The organism is Nocardioides sp. NBC_00850 (assembly GCF_045207335.1).
Lineage (GTDB): Bacteria > Actinomycetota > Actinomycetes > Propionibacteriales > Nocardioidaceae > Nocardioides.
On sequence record NZ_CP108845.1, the window covers coordinates 3449183 to 3465225 of the forward strand.

A 16043-nucleotide genomic window follows, 5' to 3' on the forward strand; every position below is an offset into this window, starting at 1 on the left:
TTTCAGCCCTTGACGCCGCCGGCGGTCAGACCGGTGACGACGTGTCGTTGGACGAGATAGAAGAAGACGGTGACGGGGATGGCGATGAGGACCGCGGTGGCGGCCATCAGGTTCCACTGCGCGTCGTGCTCGCTGACGAAGCTCTGCAGCCCGACCGCGAAGGTGTACTTCGAGTCGTCGAGCAGGAACGTCGAGGCGAACGCGACCTCCGCGAAGGCGGTGATGAAGGCGTAGAACGCGGCCACCGCGAGACCCGGGCGAGCCAGCGGCAGGATCAGCCGCCAGAACGTACCGAACGGGGTGAGTCCGTCGATCATGCCGGCCTCGTCGAGCTCGACCGGGATGGTGTCGAAGTAGCCCTTCAGCAACCAGGAGCAGTAGGGGACGATCGTGGTGCAGTTGACCAGGATCAAGCCGAAGTGCGAGTCGACCAGGTGGAGCTGGGAGAAGATCTCGTACATCGGCACGATCAGCACCGCGATCGGGAACGCCTGCGTCAGCAGCAGGACCCACATCAGCGGCCGGTGGCCGGGGAACCTCATCCGGGAGACCGCGTAGCCGGTCGTCGCCGCCGACATCACGCCGAACAGGGTCGTGCCCCCGGCGACCACCAGCGTCGACCACAGCCAGTTGAAGAAGGCGGTGTTGGTCAGCACGAACGAGTAGTTGTCCAGCGTCGCCTTCGCGAAGATCCCGCCGGGGTGGAGGTAGTCGTCCTTGTCCGGCCCCAGGGACAGATAGACGAGCCAGACGATGGGGAACAGCGCGATCAGCGACGCCACCGTGAGCGTCACGTGCGTGCCCACCCGCGCGACCGGGCCGAGTTCTCCGCGGCGGCGCTGATTCGTCCTGGGCGCGTTGAGGCTAGGCGAGCTGGTCATTGCGTTTCAACCACCGGTAGTAGAAGGACGTGAAGACGATCAGGATCGCGAGAAGGAGCACGCCGTACGCCGCCGACATGGCGAAGTCGCGAGGCTGCTGCCCGAATCCGAGTCGATAGGCCCAGGTGACCAGGATCTGCGCGTCAGGCGCGGTGTTGCCGAAGAGCAGGAAGATGATCGCGAACTGGTTGAAGGTCCAGATCACGCCGAGCAGCACGACGGTCGAGCTCACCGACGACAGCCCCGGCAGGGTGACGTGGCGGAACCGCTGCCAGGCGTTGGCGCCGTCGATCTCGGCAGCCTCGTAGAGGTTCTCGTCGATCGACTGCAGCCCGCCGAGCAGGGAGAGCATCATGAACGGCACGCCGCACCAGGTGTTGACCATGATCGCGGCCGTACGCTGCCAGGTCGGGTCCTCGAGCCAGCTCGGCTGAGCGAGACCGATCGTTTCGAGCATCGAGTTGATGACGCCCGCGTCCGCGAGCATGATCCGCCAGGCGAAGACGGTGACGAACGTCGGCACCGCCCAGGGCAGGATCAGCAGCAGCCGGTACGCCACGCGCCCGCGCAGCCGCTGGTTGAGCATCATCGCCAGCCCGAGGCCGATCACGTAGTGCAGGACGACGCAGGTGACGGTCCAGACGATGGTCCACACGAAGTGGGACCAGAAGCGGTCGTAGGCCGCCGGACCCCACAGGATCTCGGCGTAGTTGTCCAGACCGATGAACTTGTACGTCGCATCGATCGTGTTGACGCCGATGGTGCGTGCCGAGTTGAGGCTGTTGGCGTCGGTCAGGGTCAGGTAGAAGCCGCGCAGGAGCGGGTAGCCGACGAGCACGCCGAGCACGATCACGACGGGCGCGACCATCGCGTAGGCGTACCAGTAGCGGCGGTAGGAGTCTCGCGCGCGCTGGAGGGGGCGGGGCGCCCGCCGCCGAGACCGCGGGGTCTCGGCGGCGGGCGCTGGTGCTGTCAGAGTCATCGGATGACGTGGTCTTCCTGGCTCAGGTTCACTTCGAACTGGATCACTTGGAGAAGGCGGGCAGCAGGTCCGCGAAGGCCGTCTCCAGCGTGGCCAGACCCTTGTCGAGGGTCTCGGCGCCGGAGGCGATCTTCGGCAGCTCCTGGTCCATCGGACCCCACAGCGAGGAGTACTCGGGCAGCTCGGGTCGCGGCTGGGCGGCCGGGAGCACCGTCTGGAAGCCGGCGATGCCCGGGTCGGCCTTGACCTCGTCGGTGTAGGCGTCGTCGCGGGTCGGCAGGGTGGAGTTCTTCAGCGCGATCTGGGCCTGGGTGTCGGCCGAGGTCATGAACTTCACGAACGCCGCCGAGGCCTCCTGGTGCGCCTCGTCCGAACCGGCGTAGATCGACAGGTTGTGGCCGCCGGTCGGAGCGCCGGCCTCGCCGGTGGAGCCGGCCGGGACGGTGGCGATGCCGAGGTTGTTCTTGTCCTGGAACGCCGAGCCCTTGTAGAAGTTCGTGATCTCCCAAGGACCCTGGATGATCGCTGCGACCTTGCCGTTGACGAAGGCGTCCTGGATGTGGGCGTACGCGTCGGCGGTGGTGTCCGCCTTGTGCAGGCCCTCGCCGTTGAAGAGACCCTGCCAGGTGGTCAGGCCCTTCTTGGCCTCCGGGGAGGAGATGGTGATCTTCTTCGCCTCGGCGTCGACGGTGTCGGTGCCCTCGCCGTAGAGGAACGGCTGCGCGTAGTAGGCGGAGGTGGAGCCCCAGTAGCCGTCGACACCGGTCTTGGACTTGATCGTCGCGGCGTCGGCCTTGAGCTCGTCCCAGGTCTTCGGGGCGTCGGTGATGCCGGCCTTCTCGAAGAGCGCCTTGTTGTAGACCAGCGCGAGGGTGTCGGTGACGAACGGGACGCCGTACGTCTTGCCGTCGAACTCGGCCTGCTTGATCAGGTTGGGCTGGAAGGCGTCCTTCTCATCGAGCGCCTCGGTGTCGTCGAGGGGAGCGAGGAAGCCCTTCTGCGCGAACGCAGGGGTCCAGCCGACCTCGGCGCGCAGTACGTCGGGAGCGCCGCTGGCACCGGCCGCGGTGTCGAACTTGTTCTGTGCCTGGTCGAAGGGCACGTTGACGTACTTGACCTTGATGTCCGGGTTGGCCTTCTCGAAGTCCTTGACGAGGGCCTGGTACGTCGGCGCCTCGTTGGTTGCGTTCGAGGTGTCCCACCAGGTGATGGTGACCGGGCCGTCGCTGCTGTCGCCGCTGCCACCGCCACATGCCGTTGCCGCCAGGGCGAGCGATGCCGCCACTGCGGTGGCCACGATGCCACGTCGCATGAGTTCTCCTTCGATATGGGGCCGGGCGCGGAGTCCGCCCGGTGGTGTGACGAAGGTAACCCCGCGTCGAGGAGAATGTAAGAGTCTTTCAGCAAAAGTTGCAAACTTGCTGAAAGTTCTTGCAGGCCGTGTGAGGAGGGGGCATGATGTGACCGTGCCCATAACACCAGCCTCAGCCCGTCTTGCTGACATCGCGGCCCATGCGGGCGTGAGTGAGGCGACGGTCAGTCGCGTCCTCAACGGCAAGCCCGGGGTCGCCGCGGCCACGCGGGAGGCGGTGCTGGCGGCGATCGACGTCCACGGCTACGAGCGCCCGGTGAAGCTGCGCCAGCGCAGCGAGGGGCTGGTCGGCCTGATCACGCCCGAGCTCGACAACCCGATCTTCCCCGCGCTCGCGCAGGTCATCGCGCAGGGACTGACCCGCCAGGGCTACACCCCGGTGCTCGCCACGCAGACCCCCGGCGGCTCGACCGAGGACGAGCTCACCGAGATGCTCGTCGACCGCGGTGTCACCGGGATCATCTTCGTCTCCGGTCTGCACGCGGACACCACCGCCGACATGACGCGCTACGAGAAGCTGCGCGCCCAAGGCGTGCCGTACGTCCTCCTCGACGGGTTCACCCCCGACATCAAGGCGCCGTTCATCTCGCCCGACGACCGCGAGGCGATGCAGTTGGCGGTCACCCACCTCGCCACGCTCGGCCACTCCAAGATCGGCCTGGCCGTCGGCCCACGCCGCTTCGTCCCGGTCCAACGCAAGATCGAGGGCTTCGTGTCCACGATGGCCGACCGCTTCGGGCTGAGCGCCGAGGAGATCGAGAAGGGCCACATCCGCGACTCCCTCTTCACCCTCGAGGGCGGCCAGGCCGCGGCCTCCGCGCTTCTCGACGAGGGCTTCACCGCGATCGTGTGCGCGAGCGACATGATGGCGCTGGGCGCCATCCGTGCCGCCCGCTCGCGCGGCCTGCGGGTCCCCGAGGACGTCTCCGTGGTCGGCTACGACGACTCCCAGCTCATCGCGTTCACAGACCCGCCCCTGACCACCGTCCGCAAGCCCGTCCATGCGATGGGTCAGGCCGCCGTCCGCGCCATCCTCGACGAGATCGCCGGCACCGGAACGCCGCATTCGGAGTTCGTCTTCCACCCCGAGCTGGTCGTCCGCGGCTCCACCGCGTCTGGTCCGCGCGTCAACCCCTGACCGCCCGGAGCGGGCCGGCACGCGGCTGGCAGGATGGGCGCGTGACGATTGTGGCTGCTGCTGACGGTTCGGCGCTCGGGAACCCGGGGCCCGCGGGGTGGGGTTGGTATGTGGACGAGTCCACCTGGGCCTGTGGCGGGTGGCCGCACGGGACCAACAACCAGGGCGAGCTGACGGCGGTCCTCGACCTGCTGCGGCAGACGGCGCACACCGGCGAGCCGCTGCTGGTCTACTGCGACTCCAAGTACGTCATCAACTCGGTCACCAAGTGGATGGCCGGCTGGAAGCGCAAGGGCTGGAAGAAGGCCGACGGCAAGCCCGTCCTCAACGTCGAGATCATGAAGGATCTCGACGCGGCGATGCAGGGCCGCGACGTCCGGTTCGAGTGGATCAAGGGCCACTCCGGACACCCGCTCAACGAGGCCGCCGACAGGCTCGCCAACGGCGCCGCCCTGGCCTACCAGCAGGGCCGTACGCCGGACCCCGGTCCGGGTTTCGCGGGGGCCGTAGAGGCGCCCGCCGTCGCGCCGCAGGTCACGCGGCCCGAGCCCGAGCCGGACGACCTGCTCGGCCTGCTGAGCTCGGAGCCGGCGACGAGCGAGAAGCCCGCGGCGTACTCCTTCTCCGCAGACCAGAGCCGGATCGACCCCGACTGGGTGCACCGGATGCTCGCGCAGTCCTACTGGGCAAGCGACCGCACGCGGGAGGTGCAGGACGCGGCCAACAAGGGGTCGCGCTGCTACGGCGTCTACGACGCGGCCGGTAACCAGGTCGCCTTTGCCCGAGTGGTCAGCGACTTCGCCGCCTTCGCCTGGCTGTGCGACGTGATCGTCGACCCGGGCGCCCGCGGCCAGGGGATCGGCAAGCTGCTCATCGAGGGCATCCTCGCCGACCTCGAGCCCTACCGCATCCGCCGGACCCTGCTCGCCACCGAGGACGCCCACGAGCTCTACGCGAAGTACGGCTGGGAGCCGCTGCCCGCGCCCGAGCGCTGGATGATCAGGCAGGGCTGAGCCCGGCGTCCTTCTCGTCGGCGATGGCCTCGGGGGAGCGCCGTCGCCCGACCGCGACGACACCCCAGGCGACCAGGGTGAACGCGGCGGCGATGCCGACGACGTACGCGAACACGACCCCGTAGCCGTGCAGGTGGTTGTTGAGGAACGGGTAGGGATACCACCATGGGTCGCCGGTCAGAGGACTGACGACGTGCTCGCCGCGGACCAGGGTGTAGATCGCCCACACGATCGGGAACGCGATGACGGCCCCGACCGCCCGCCACGGCAAGCGGCGGCGCGGGGGAGCGACGAAGAGGTCGACGACCAGGAACAGCGGGCCGATGAGGTGCAGGATCTCGTTGGCCCACGGGTACGCCGCCGGAACGAGGCCGCGCAGGAGCAGGTTGTAGACCAGGCCGGTGATGGCCATGAACGTCGTTGCCGCCGCCATCAGTACCGCCATCCAGGTCGGTTCCTGGGTGTTGCGGGTCAGCGCCCAGACCCCTGCCGCGATGAGCGCCGCCGCCGCGAAGAGGTTCGACTCGATCGTGAAGTAGCTGAAGTAGTTCACCACCACCGTCGCCATGCTGGAGCCCGCGGCGGGCGTGGTGCCCATCGCTCCCCGGAACTCCGCCGTCATCGCGGCGAGGATCAGCACGGCCATCACGAGTCGAAGGATCGACCAGGTCCTAGTCACGAGGTCACCGTAGCTGTCGAGATCACCAGAAGAGGCCGTTCTCGAGGTGAACGAACGTGTCGATGCCCAAACGAGCGAGGAAGGCGTCGTCATGGCTGACCACGACGAGCGCGCCCCCATAGGCATTCAGTGCAGAGATCACCTGCTCGACGGTGTTGATGTCGAGGTTGTTCGTCGGCTCGTCGAGGACCAGCAGCTGGTGGGGCGGGTCGACGAGGAGCATGGTGGCCAGTGCGACCCGGAAGCGCTCGCCGCCCGAGAGGTCACCGACCTTCCGGTTCACGACGTCGCCGCGGAAGCCGAACCCGGCCAGCATCGCGCGGACCTCCTCGGGCTCCGCTTCGGGCTGGGTGCGGCGTACGGTCTCGAGGATCGTGCTGGCGTCGTCGAGGTGGTCCAGACGCTGCGGAAGGTAGCCGATCCGGGCGGTGAGGGCGGTCGCGTAGGGCTCCTGGCCAGCCGGAGGCGGATGGATGAGGGTCTCGACGAGCACCGTCTTGCCGGCGCCGTTGCGACCGGTGATCGCGAGGCGCTCGGGACCCTGGACGACGATCGTGCGGCCGCTGCGGTCGTGCATCTCGGCCACCCGTCGACCCGCGGGCAGGCTGGGAGAGGGAAGCTCGATCGCGACCTGAGGATCGCGGCGTACGCGCTCGGCCGTCCGGTCGCGCAGATCGCGCGCCCGGTCGACCGATCGGTCGAGCTCGCCTCGCAGCTTGCCGGCTGAGACCTCGGCCTCGCCGGCTCGCGTCTTCATGATGGACTTCGGGCGGCGCTTGTTCTCGTAGTCGGTGCGGGCATAGCGCTGCCGACGGGCGAGCTTCGTCTGGGCCTCGACCCGCTGCCTCTTCTCCGTACGCAGCTTCTGCTCCGCCGTGGACAGAGCCTGCTCCGCCGCGACCTGCTCACGTTCGACGTGCTGGCGGAAGGCGGAGTAGGGACCGCCGTAGACAGTCAGCGAATCCTCGCGCAGCTCAGCGGTCTCGTCCATGAGCTCGAGCAGCTCCAGGTCGTGGCTCGCCACCAGCAGCGTCCCGCGCCAGCTCGCGATCAGGTCGTAGAGCCGCTGCCTGGCCTCGCGGTCGAGGTTGTTGGTCGGTTCGTCGAGCAGAGCGATCTCCGCCTCCGAGAGGCTGATCCCGGTCAGGGCCGTCGCCACGGTCTCGCCCCCGGACAACGTCGCGACGCGGCGGTCGAGATCGAGGTTCGGCAGTCCGTTGGACCCGAGCGCTGCTCGCGCCCGCTCCTCGACGGCCCAGTCGTCGGCGAGAACGTCGAAGTGACGCGGATCGGCGTCCCCGGACTCGATCGCCCGAAGCGCGTCCAGACGATCGCGCACGCCGAGCAGGTCGGCCACCGTGGCGCCGGTCTGCAGGGTGACGTGCTGGGGCAGGTAGCGGACCTGGCCCCTGACCGAGACCGAGCCTGCGGCGGGCTCGAGCTCGCCGGCGACGACCTCGAGCAGCGTCGTCTTGCCGGCGCCGTTGGTGCCGACCAGGCCGGTGCGCCCGGGGTTGAAGGCCGCGTCGAGGCCGGCCAAGGCGGTTGCGCCGTCGGGCCAGCGAAACGTGAGGCCGTCGAGAACGACGGCTGGGTGCTGCGTACTCATGGAGCTCCTGGGGTGTGTCAGCGGGACGCTGACATCGGAGCCCGAGGGATCTACGACGTCAGCGCACGAGGGCGTTGAGCGGGTCGCGGATCAGCATGATGAGTTCCTTGGGTTCGGGGACGGTGCAGGAACAGTCTCCGGTACGTCCCGGGGCGGCCGCAAAGGGTTATGACCTGCGCGCGCGGAAGTTCTCGATCACACCCTCCGGAATCGGGTCGTCCTCCGTCGGCTCGGGGAGGAACTCCCGAACCTCCTGCGCACAGCGACAGGCGGCAGCGCACTTGGCCGCCCACTCGAGTGCCTCCTCGCGGCTGGCGACGTCGACGACGATGAAGCCGCCGATGTGCTCCTTGCTCTCGGGGTAGGGCCCGTCGGTGACCACGCCGTCCATGCCGACGACGCTCGCATCCTCGTGGTCGCCCTTCAGCCCGCCACCGAAGACCCACACGCCTGCCTCCATGGCCTCGCGGGTCATCGCCGAGGCAGCCTTGGCGACCTCCGCCAGCTCCTCCTCGTCACGGAAGTCCATCGCCCCTTCGCGGAACGAGATCAGGTACTTGGTCATCTCAGCCTCCTGTTTTCGGACAGCGACCATCGCTACCCTCCACCTACTCCACGAACGGGTCCAACCACTTTCGACAGGAACGTACGTCCGGGAAGCCCTCACCGGTGCCAGAACCCGGCCAGCTGCCCTGCGACGTGTTGACCTTGGGCGTAGCCGGCTCGAGCTGCGGGGGCACGCGTGGCCAGGCTCATCATGTTGTCACCGAAGGCGGCGAGCGAGTCGGCGTCGGGAAGGATCGTCTCGACGCTGCTGCCGCTCACGCGCAGCTCGTCGACCTGCACGGCGAGATCGGTGCGCCACGAGCGTGGATGCCGGGTCCTGCCGCCGAGGGGCGAGAGCACGAGCACCCGTTCGTGCCCACCGGCAAGATCCGCGTTCTCGCTGGAGCGCCGGTAGCCCCCGTCGATGTACCACCGCTCCCCGATCCGGTACGCAGGGCCGCCCGCGCAGCTGGCGGCTACCGCGTCGACCAGGTCGATGCCACTGTTTCGGTCGAACACGACCGGGTCGCCGGTGTCGGCGTCGACCGCGGTGAGGTGCACCGGGTGCTTCGGCCACTCCAGGCTGGGCAGGCGCGCGGCGACGGTCTCGCGCCAGCGAACGAGTGCGGAGTCGCCTGCTTCCGCGGCCAGCTCGATGGCATCAGCGCCGGAGCGGCGGCGCATGTCGGCAAGGTCTGCGGAGGCGGCGATGATGGCGTTGGTCCGCTCCAGATGGTTCCTCCACGATGCTGCACGGCCGTCGGGGCGTACCGCATCGATCCGCTGTGGCGTTGGCGCGTCGAGGATCGCGGCGAGCAGGTCGGTGGGACTCGCGCCGGCGATCTGCGCTGCGGCCGTCGCTCCGGCGGAGGTGCCGATGACCAGGTCCGCCTCGGTCACATCGAGTCCGCCGTCGCCCAGCCCGGCGATCACGCCGATCAACCAGGCGTTGCCGGCCGATCCGCCACCGCCGAGGACCAGTGCACGCTGCGGTCGTGAGACAGATGTCGTGTTCATGGGAGTGCCTTTCGGGATTCGAGTCGGCGCTCCCGGCGGCGATCAGCTCGGTCGCCGGATCGTGGACTGCAGGGGAGCACCCGCTGTGGACGCTGCGTACACGGGACTCACCTCCTGCCGAAAGATCACGATCGCCGCGACGCTAGCACGGAGACGGCACGGTGTGCCCCGGATATTTCGAGTGCTCCCGATCGCATCCAGCACTCGGGTCGAGCGTCTAACGTGTCGCTTGCAGCAGGTCCGCGAGCATCCAGGAGCGCACCATGACATCCAGCCGCGTCGGTGTGGTCGGAGGAGGCATCGTCGGGCTTGCGGTGGCCCGCGAGATCCTGCTGCGTCGTCCTGAGGACACCGTTGTGGTGTTCGAGAAGGAGAGCAGCCTCGGGGCTCACCAGACCGGGCACAACTCGGGTGTGGTCCATGCGGGGATCTACTACAAGCCCGGCAGCCTCAAGGCCCGGCTCTGCACACGCGGGCGTGATCTGCTCGAGGAGTTCGCCGCCGAGCACCGGATCCCCTACGAGGAGTGCGGGAAGCTCGTCGTCGCGGTCGACGAGTCCGAGATGGGGCGCTTCGACGCGCTGGAGAAGACGGCGACGGAGAACGGCGTGCCGGGCCTGCGACGAGTCGGCCCCGAGGAGATCGTGGAGATCGAGCCGTACGCGGCGGGGCTGGCCGCCCTGCACTCCCCGAGAACGGCGATCATCGACTACGTCGCCGTCGCCGAGGCGCTCGGCCGGAGCGTCACGGAAGCCGGGGGAGAGGTACTCCTCGGCGAGGAGGTGACCGGCGTCCACCGCGTCACGGGCGGGATCGAGGTCGAGACGCCCGCCGGCCGGACCCGGGTCGACCACCTGGTCGTCTGCGGTGGCCTGGAGTCCGACCGGCTCGGTGAGCTGACCGGCGGTCCGAAGGCGCCGCGGATCATCCCGTTCCGTGGTGAGTACATGCAGGTCAGCGCCGCGAAGCAGGATCTCGTCCGGGGCATGGTCTATCCGGTGCCCGACCCGCGCTACCCGTTCCTCGGGGTGCACTTCACCCGCCGGGTGAACGGTGGCCTCGAGGTCGGCCCGAACGCCTTCCTGGCGCTCAGCCGCCGGCACTACGGCCGGACGTCCCTGACCCCGCGCGACCTCGTCGACACGCTGGCCTGGCCGGGGTTCTGGCGGTTCGCCGCCGAGCACTGGCGCACCGGAATCACCGAGCTTCGCGGCGTACTGTCGAAACAGGCCTACATGCGTGAGGCCCAGCGCTATGTGCCCGAGATCGGCGCGACAGACGTCACCCGCGCGGGGCTGGGGCTGCGCGCCCAGGCCGTCGAGCGCGACGGCTCGCTGGTTGACGACTTCGTCATCCACCATGCCGACGGCATCACCTCGGTGCGCAACGCGCCGAGCCCGGCCGCGACCTCCAGCCTCGCCATCGCCGAGTACGTCGTGGACCGGATGTGACCAACAGGTCGCGTCAAGGGCGCTGCGTACCGCGGAGCGCCTCTGCGAGCTGGGACATCATGTCCTCGTCACGCTTGTAGTGGATCCACTTGCCGATGCGCGTGGACCGTACGAGACCCGCTCGCTCCAGCGTTGCCATATAGGACGAGACGGTTGACTGGGCCAGCCCTGACTTGGCCTGGATATGGCTGACGCAGACCCCGACCTCGTCCCGATCGGCGATGGGTTCCCACTGTGAGAACTCGCCATGTGGGTCCAGCAGCCAGTTCATGATCTGCAGCCGCGCGGGGTTGGCCAGAGCCTTCAGGGCCTCGACCGTCTCCAGGGGGTCGGCGTTCGCCGGGTCTGTTGTGCGCGCCATCGCCACGGCCTCCTCCTTGTCATTCACACATCATCATATCCCGATGTGACGTACTGAGGCTGCACTATGTATTTACATATCGCGATGTGGCGATATGATCGTCTCCTAATCACGCCTGATGTGAGGGAAAACACGATGTCTGATGCCAGCAAGCCCTTGATCGTCGTCGCCGGTGCGACCAGCAAGCAGGGCAGGAGTGTCGTCACGTCCCTGCTCGACAGCGGGCGGTTCCGCGTGCGAGCGCTGACCAGATCCGCCGACTCCGTCCAGGCCAAGAGCCTCGCGGAGATGGGCGCTCGGGTCGTCACGGTTCCCCTGGAGCCGGGGCATCAGCGCGAGTTCGTGCAGGCGTTCGGGTCGGCTGATGGGGCCTTCCTCATGACGCCGCCGATCGCGCCGCCATCGACCGACGAGTTCGTCCTCGGATGCCAGCTCGCCGATGCCGCGGTCGAGGCCGGGGTGGGGCACGTCGTTTTCAGCGCGCTCGAAAACGTCGAGGAGAGGGCCTCGGGCACCAAGTACGCCCCACACTTCACGGACAAGGCACTCGTCGCCGAGCACATTCGGACCCTGCCGATCGGGCACACCATCGTGATGCTCTCGTTCTTCTACACCAACGCGCTGGAGTACTACGCCCCGCGCATCGAAGGCGACAAGGTGCTCATGCCCTTCTATCTCCCCGAGGACTTCCGTGCGCCGTTCGTGGACCCGCTCACCGCGACTGGCCCCGCAGTCCTAGAGGTGTTCTCCGATCCCGGCGCCTACCTGGGTGCCGTGCTACCGGTCGTCGGTGAAGTCATCTCGCCGAGAGAGATGGTCGATGCCTTCTCGCGCGTCACCGGCCTCGAGGCCGAATACCGCAGCGCCTACTCCCGGGAGGGCTTGCTGACGTACTTCCCCGAGCTCGGAGAGAACCCGCTGCTGGTCGACGAGACTCTCGGTATGGTCGAGTACGCGGTGGAGTACGGATACTTCGGCGACGGTCGCGACCTGGAGTGGAGCCGACGGATCGACGCTGGCGCGCTGAGCTGGGAGCAGTTCCTCCGTAGGACCGACTGGCGCGGCGAGCGAACTTCCTTCGGCGGCTAGTCGACGGCTTCGCCGACGGGCCACTCGGCGGGGAACTCCTTGGCCAGGCGGTCGTGCTCCTTGGTGAGCTTCTTGCGGGCCTTGGCGGAGATGCGGTCGCCGAAGACGGTGCCGTTGGTGTGGTCGGTCTCGTGCTGGAGGCACCGGGCCAGCAGGCCGTTGCCCTCGAAGTGGACCGGCTCCCCGTCGAGGCCGAGACCGTCGACCGCGGCCCAGTCGGGGCGGGCGCAGTCAACGAACGCGCCGGGGAAGGAGAGGCAGCCCTCCAGGTCGACGTCGAGCTGGCGGTCATCTCCCTCGGGCAGGGTCAGGACCGGGTTGCAGACGACGCCGACGGTGCGCTGCCCGGTGGCGTCGGGGCAGTCGAAGACGAAGATCGCGACGTCCTCGCCGATCTGGTCGGCGGCCAGGCCCACGCCCTCGGCGGCGTACATCGTCGCGACCATGTCGGCGGCCAGCTCGGCCAGCGCCGCGTCGAAGACCTCGACCTTCTTCTTGGGCCGGTGCATGACCGGGGTGCCCCAGCGCGTCATCGGACGCACCTTCCCGCCCTCGGGCAGGGCGCCGTGGGGCGCGAGCGGAGCACGGGATTCGAGCGAGGAGTCGGCCATGTGCCAAGCCTATAAATAAGTCGTTCGTCGTTTGTTACCGCCGTCACCACCCCGAACTGTAGACCGCGTTGTAACTCCCAGTTACAGTTCTACCCATGAGTATCCTCCAAGGCCTACGGGGCGGGATCGCGAACGGCGTCCCGTCCGGCGAGTCGCGCGATCCGATCGGGTTCGCCGTGGCCGGTCTGCGCAAGCTCTCGCAGAGCCCCGCGCTCGACCGGCTCGGTGTCCGCAAGCAGACCGAGCAGGTCGTCTTCACGGTGACCCGCGGCGGGTTCAAGACGATGGCGGCGACCAGCCGGGCGTTCAAGAAGAAGGGCAAGCGGGGCGCCCCGGGCGTACGCGTGCCCAACGCCATCCCCAAGGGCGTCTTCGACCTGACCCCGTCCGAGGACGAGCAGATGCTCGTCGACGTGGTCACCGAGTTCGCCGCCGAGGTCGTACGTCCCGCCGCGGCGGAGGCCGACGAGGCCTGCGCCGCGCCGGATGAGCTGCTCAAGTCGAGCCTGGAGATCGGGCTGCCGATCCTGGGTGTCCCCGAGGAGCTCGGCGGCATCTCCGAGACCCGCTCCGCGGTCGCCGGCACCCTGGTCGCCGAGGCGCTCGCCAAGGGCGACCTCGGTCTGGCCGTCGCCGCTCTCGCGCCTGGCTCGGTCGCGACCGCGCTGGGCCTGTGGGGCACCGACGAGCAGCAGCAGACGTACCTGCCGCCGTTCACCGAAGGGTCGGTTCCGGCCGCGGCCTTCGCCCTCAACGAGGACAAGGTCCTCTTCGACGTGCTCTCCCCGTCGACCACGGCGACCCGGACCGCCGACGGATTCGTCATCAACGGCGCCAAGTCGCTGGTCGCCCGCGGTGCCGAGGCCGAGCTCTTCGTGGTCGGCGCCGCCCTGGACGGCAAGCCGGTCCTGTTCCTCATCGAGTCCTCGACCGATGGCCTGATCATCGAGTCCGAGCCGGCGATGGGCGTCCGCGCCGCCTCGCTGACCAAGCTGACCCTGACCGACGTGAAGGTCCCGGCAACGGCGGTCCTCGGCGAGACCGACGGCTCGACCTACACCGAGGCCGTGCGGCTGTCCCGCCTCGCCTGGTGCGCGCTGTCCCTCGGCGTCGGCCAGGCCGTCCTCGACTACGTGACGCCCTACGTCAAGGAGCGCGAGGCCTTCGGTGAGCCGATCGCCCACCGTCAGTCGGTAGCCTTCATGGTCGCCAACATTGCGATCGAGCTGCAGGCGATGCGCCTGGTGACCTACAAGGCCGCCAGCCGGGTGGCCCAGGGGATCGACGCGACCCGCGAGATCGCGCTGGCTCGCAAGCTGTGTGCCGACAAGGGCATGCAGATCGGCCTCGACGGCGTCCAGCTGCTCGGTGGCCACGGCTTCGTCAAGGAGCACCCGGTGGAGCGGTGGTACCGCGACCTGCGTGCGATCGGGATCATGGAAGGCACGGTGCTGGTCTGATGGCCATCAATCTGGAAGACCCCAAGAAGCTCAAGCCGCTGCGCGAGCAGGTGCACCAGGTCGCGATGAACATGCTGCGACCGATCTCGCGCAAGTACGACAAGGCCGAGCACGAGTACCCCACCGAGCTCGACATGCTCGCCGCCATGGCCGACGGCCTGTCCGAGTCCGGCCAGGGCGAGGGCGCGGGCGCCACCGGCGTACGCCGCGACTCCAAGCCCGACGACGGCAAGGTCAAGAACGGCGCCAACATGTCCTCGGTCCTCTCCGTCTCGGAGATGTGCTGGGGCGACGTCGGGCTCACCCTCGCGATGCCGCGCCAGGGCCTGGGCAACTCGGCCATCGCGTCGGTCGCCAACGACGAGCAGCACGAACGCTTCGACGGCATCTGGGCCTCGATGGCGATCACCGAGCCCGGCACCGGCTCCGACTCGGCCAACATCAAGACCACCGCCACCCTCGACGGCGACCACTACGTGCTCAACGGCGAGAAGATCTTCGTCACCTCCGGTGACCGCTCCGACGCCGTGGTGGTGTGGGCGACGCTCGACAAGGAGCTCGGCAAGGCCGCGATCAAGTCGTTCGTGGTCGAGAAGGGCACGCCGGGGATGAAGGTCGAGCGGCTCGAGCACAAGCTCGGGATCAAGGCCTCGGACACGGCCACGATCACCTTCACCGACTGCCGGGTGCCTGCGGAGAACCTTCTCGGCAGCCCGGAGATCAACGTCAAGGAGGGCTTCGCCGGTGCGATGGCCACCTTCGACAACACCCGTCCTCTGGTCGCCTCGATGGCGGTCGGCTGTGCCCGCGCGGCGCTCGACTACACCCGCGACCTGCTCGAGAAGGCCGGCGTCGAGATCGACTACGACCGGCCCGCTCACCTGCAGTCGGCGGCCGCGGCGAAGTTCATCCAGCTCGAGTCGGACTACGAGGGGGCCTATCTCCTCATGCTCCAGGCCGCCTGGATGGCCGACAACCGCCAGCCCAACTCCAAGGAAGCGTCGATGGCCAAGGCCAAGGCCGGCCGGATGGGCTCGGACGTGACCCTGTCCTGCGTCGAGCTGGCCGGCACCATCGGCTACTCCGAGGGTGAGCTGCTGGAGAAGTGGGCCCGCGACTCGAAGATCCTCGACATCTTCGAGGGCACCCAGCAGATCCAGCAGCTGATCGTGGCGCGACGGGTTCTCGGGCTCTCGTCGGCGGAGCTCAAGTAGGTCAGTAGGGTTCGGCGCCATGAGTGTTCTCGTGGTGTCGGCGACCAAGGCCGAGGCGGCCCATGTTCCTTCCGGGCTCAAGGTGGTGATCACCGGGATGGGGAAGGTGGCGTCCGCCTCGGCCGTCTCGCGTGTGCTGGCGGCCGACAAGACCATCCGTCAGGTCGTCAACATCGGCTCCTGCGGCGCGCTGCGCGACGGTCACACCGGGATCTACGAGGTCGGGACCGTGCTCAACCACGACTTCTCGTCCGCCGCCATCCGGGCGCTGGGTCACCCGGTCGAAGACGTGCTGGAGGTCGGGGAGTCGGACATCGTCTGCGCCACCGGCGACCTCTTCGTCACCGACACGGTAGTACGCGCCGAGCTCGCCCAGCGCGCTCACCTGGTCGACATGGAGGCCTTCGCCGTCGCCTGGGCGTCCCGGGAGGCCGGCGTCCCGGCACGCGTTGTCAAGCACGTCTCCGACAACGCCGACGAGACCGCCCTCGACTGGGCCAATGTCGTCGACCGCTCGGCCCGCGATCTGGGAGCCTGGCTCGCCGCCAACGTGTGACCTGCGCCCCTGTCCGGGCGTGTCGGAGCGACCCGATGCCACGCCCTACTCGCCAGTAGCGTCA

General features: G+C 68.5%; 16 protein-coding genes. 7 read left to right on the forward strand and 9 right to left on the reverse strand.

Annotation, left to right across the window (positions count from 1 at the left end):
* Positions 1-2 precede the first annotated feature (2 nt).
* From OH802_RS16755 to OH802_RS16765, 3 genes are read right to left on the reverse strand one after another with little or no spacing between them, the layout of a single operon-like run.
* On the reverse strand, positions 3-881 hold the full coding sequence (locus tag OH802_RS16755; RefSeq protein ID WP_406020256.1) for a sugar ABC transporter permease: 879 nt from the start codon (positions 879-881) through the stop codon (positions 3-5).
* Positions 865-1863 (reverse strand): carbohydrate ABC transporter permease, encoded by a 999-nt coding sequence (locus OH802_RS16760; protein WP_406020258.1) that lies wholly within the window; start codon positions 1861-1863, stop codon positions 865-867. The genes OH802_RS16755 and OH802_RS16760 overlap by 17 nt, the downstream gene beginning before the upstream one ends.
* A gap of 43 nt (positions 1864-1906) precedes the next feature.
* Positions 1907-3175 (reverse strand): extracellular solute-binding protein, encoded by a 1269-nt coding sequence (locus OH802_RS16765; protein ID WP_406020260.1) that lies wholly within the window; start codon positions 3173-3175, stop codon positions 1907-1909.
* A 208-nt stretch (positions 3176-3383) separates the two neighbouring features.
* On the opposite strand from OH802_RS16765, the gene OH802_RS16770 reads away from it, so the two are divergent.
* Together OH802_RS16770 and OH802_RS16775 are read left to right on the forward strand one after the other, a co-directional pair.
* Positions 3384-4373, forward strand: coding sequence for a LacI family DNA-binding transcriptional regulator (locus OH802_RS16770; RefSeq protein WP_406020262.1), 990 nt, complete (start codon positions 3384-3386; stop codon positions 4371-4373).
* 41 nt (positions 4374-4414) lie between these two features.
* Complete coding sequence (locus OH802_RS16775) at positions 4415-5386, forward strand: GNAT family N-acetyltransferase (RefSeq protein WP_406020264.1); 972 nt, start codon at positions 4415-4417, stop codon at positions 5384-5386.
* Here the strand turns inward: OH802_RS16775 and OH802_RS16780 are convergent.
* The 4 genes from OH802_RS16780 to OH802_RS16795 form a co-directional block, all read right to left on the reverse strand.
* Positions 5373-6065 (reverse strand): Pr6Pr family membrane protein, encoded by a 693-nt coding sequence (locus OH802_RS16780; RefSeq protein WP_406020265.1) that lies wholly within the window; start codon positions 6063-6065, stop codon positions 5373-5375. The genes OH802_RS16775 and OH802_RS16780 overlap by 14 nt on opposite strands.
* 22 nt (positions 6066-6087) lie before the next feature.
* Positions 6088-7674 (reverse strand): ABC-F family ATP-binding cassette domain-containing protein, encoded by a 1587-nt coding sequence (locus OH802_RS16785; RefSeq protein ID WP_406020267.1) that lies wholly within the window; start codon positions 7672-7674, stop codon positions 6088-6090.
* A 166-nt stretch (positions 7675-7840) separates the two neighbouring features.
* The gene (locus OH802_RS16790) at positions 7841-8239 is read right to left on the reverse strand and encodes a YciI family protein (RefSeq protein ID WP_406020269.1); all 399 of its coding nucleotides are present in this window, start codon (positions 8237-8239) and stop codon (positions 7841-7843) included.
* Between the two features lie 98 nt (positions 8240-8337).
* Positions 8338-9237 carry a patatin-like phospholipase family protein gene (locus OH802_RS16795; protein ID WP_406020271.1) on the reverse strand — a complete coding sequence of 300 codons (900 nt, stop codon included), beginning with the start codon at positions 9235-9237 and terminating at the stop codon, positions 8338-8340.
* Positions 9238-9500: 263 nt separating this feature from the next.
* Here OH802_RS16795 and lhgO point away from each other — a divergent pair, with 263 nt between their 5' ends.
* Positions 9501-10688, forward strand: coding sequence for an L-2-hydroxyglutarate oxidase (gene lhgO, locus OH802_RS16800; RefSeq protein ID WP_406020273.1), 1188 nt, complete (start codon positions 9501-9503; stop codon positions 10686-10688).
* Between the two features lie 13 nt (positions 10689-10701).
* Here the strand turns inward: lhgO and OH802_RS16805 are convergent, their stop codons facing one another.
* A complete protein-coding gene (locus OH802_RS16805; RefSeq protein WP_406020275.1) occupies positions 10702-11076 on the reverse strand; it encodes an ArsR/SmtB family transcription factor in 375 nt (124 codons plus the stop codon).
* Positions 11077-11184: 108 nt separating this feature from the next.
* Here OH802_RS16805 and OH802_RS16810 point away from each other — a divergent pair, with 108 nt between their 5' ends.
* Complete coding sequence (locus OH802_RS16810; RefSeq protein WP_406020277.1) at positions 11185-12138, forward strand: NmrA/HSCARG family protein; 954 nt, start codon at positions 11185-11187, stop codon at positions 12136-12138.
* On the opposite strand, the gene def is transcribed toward OH802_RS16810, so the two are convergent.
* Positions 12135-12749: a peptide deformylase gene (def, locus tag OH802_RS16815; protein ID WP_406020279.1), complete on the reverse strand. Its 615-nt coding sequence runs from the start codon at positions 12747-12749 to the stop codon at positions 12135-12137. The genes OH802_RS16810 and def overlap by 4 nt on opposite strands.
* A gap of 95 nt (positions 12750-12844) precedes the next feature.
* On the opposite strand from def, the gene OH802_RS16820 reads away from it, so the two are divergent.
* From OH802_RS16820 to OH802_RS16830, 3 genes are read left to right on the forward strand one after another with little or no spacing between them, the layout of a single operon-like run.
* Positions 12845-14209, forward strand: coding sequence for an acyl-CoA dehydrogenase family protein (locus OH802_RS16820; protein WP_406020281.1), 1365 nt, complete (start codon positions 12845-12847; stop codon positions 14207-14209).
* The gene (locus tag OH802_RS16825; protein ID WP_406020283.1) at positions 14209-15423 is read left to right on the forward strand and encodes an acyl-CoA dehydrogenase family protein; all 1215 of its coding nucleotides are present in this window, start codon (positions 14209-14211) and stop codon (positions 15421-15423) included. Before OH802_RS16820 ends, OH802_RS16825 begins: the two co-directional genes overlap by 1 nt.
* A gap of 19 nt (positions 15424-15442) precedes the next feature.
* Positions 15443-15979 carry a nucleosidase gene (locus OH802_RS16830; protein ID WP_355232513.1) on the forward strand — a complete coding sequence of 179 codons (537 nt, stop codon included), beginning with the start codon at positions 15443-15445 and terminating at the stop codon, positions 15977-15979.
* The last annotated feature ends 64 nt before the right edge of the window (positions 15980-16043 follow it).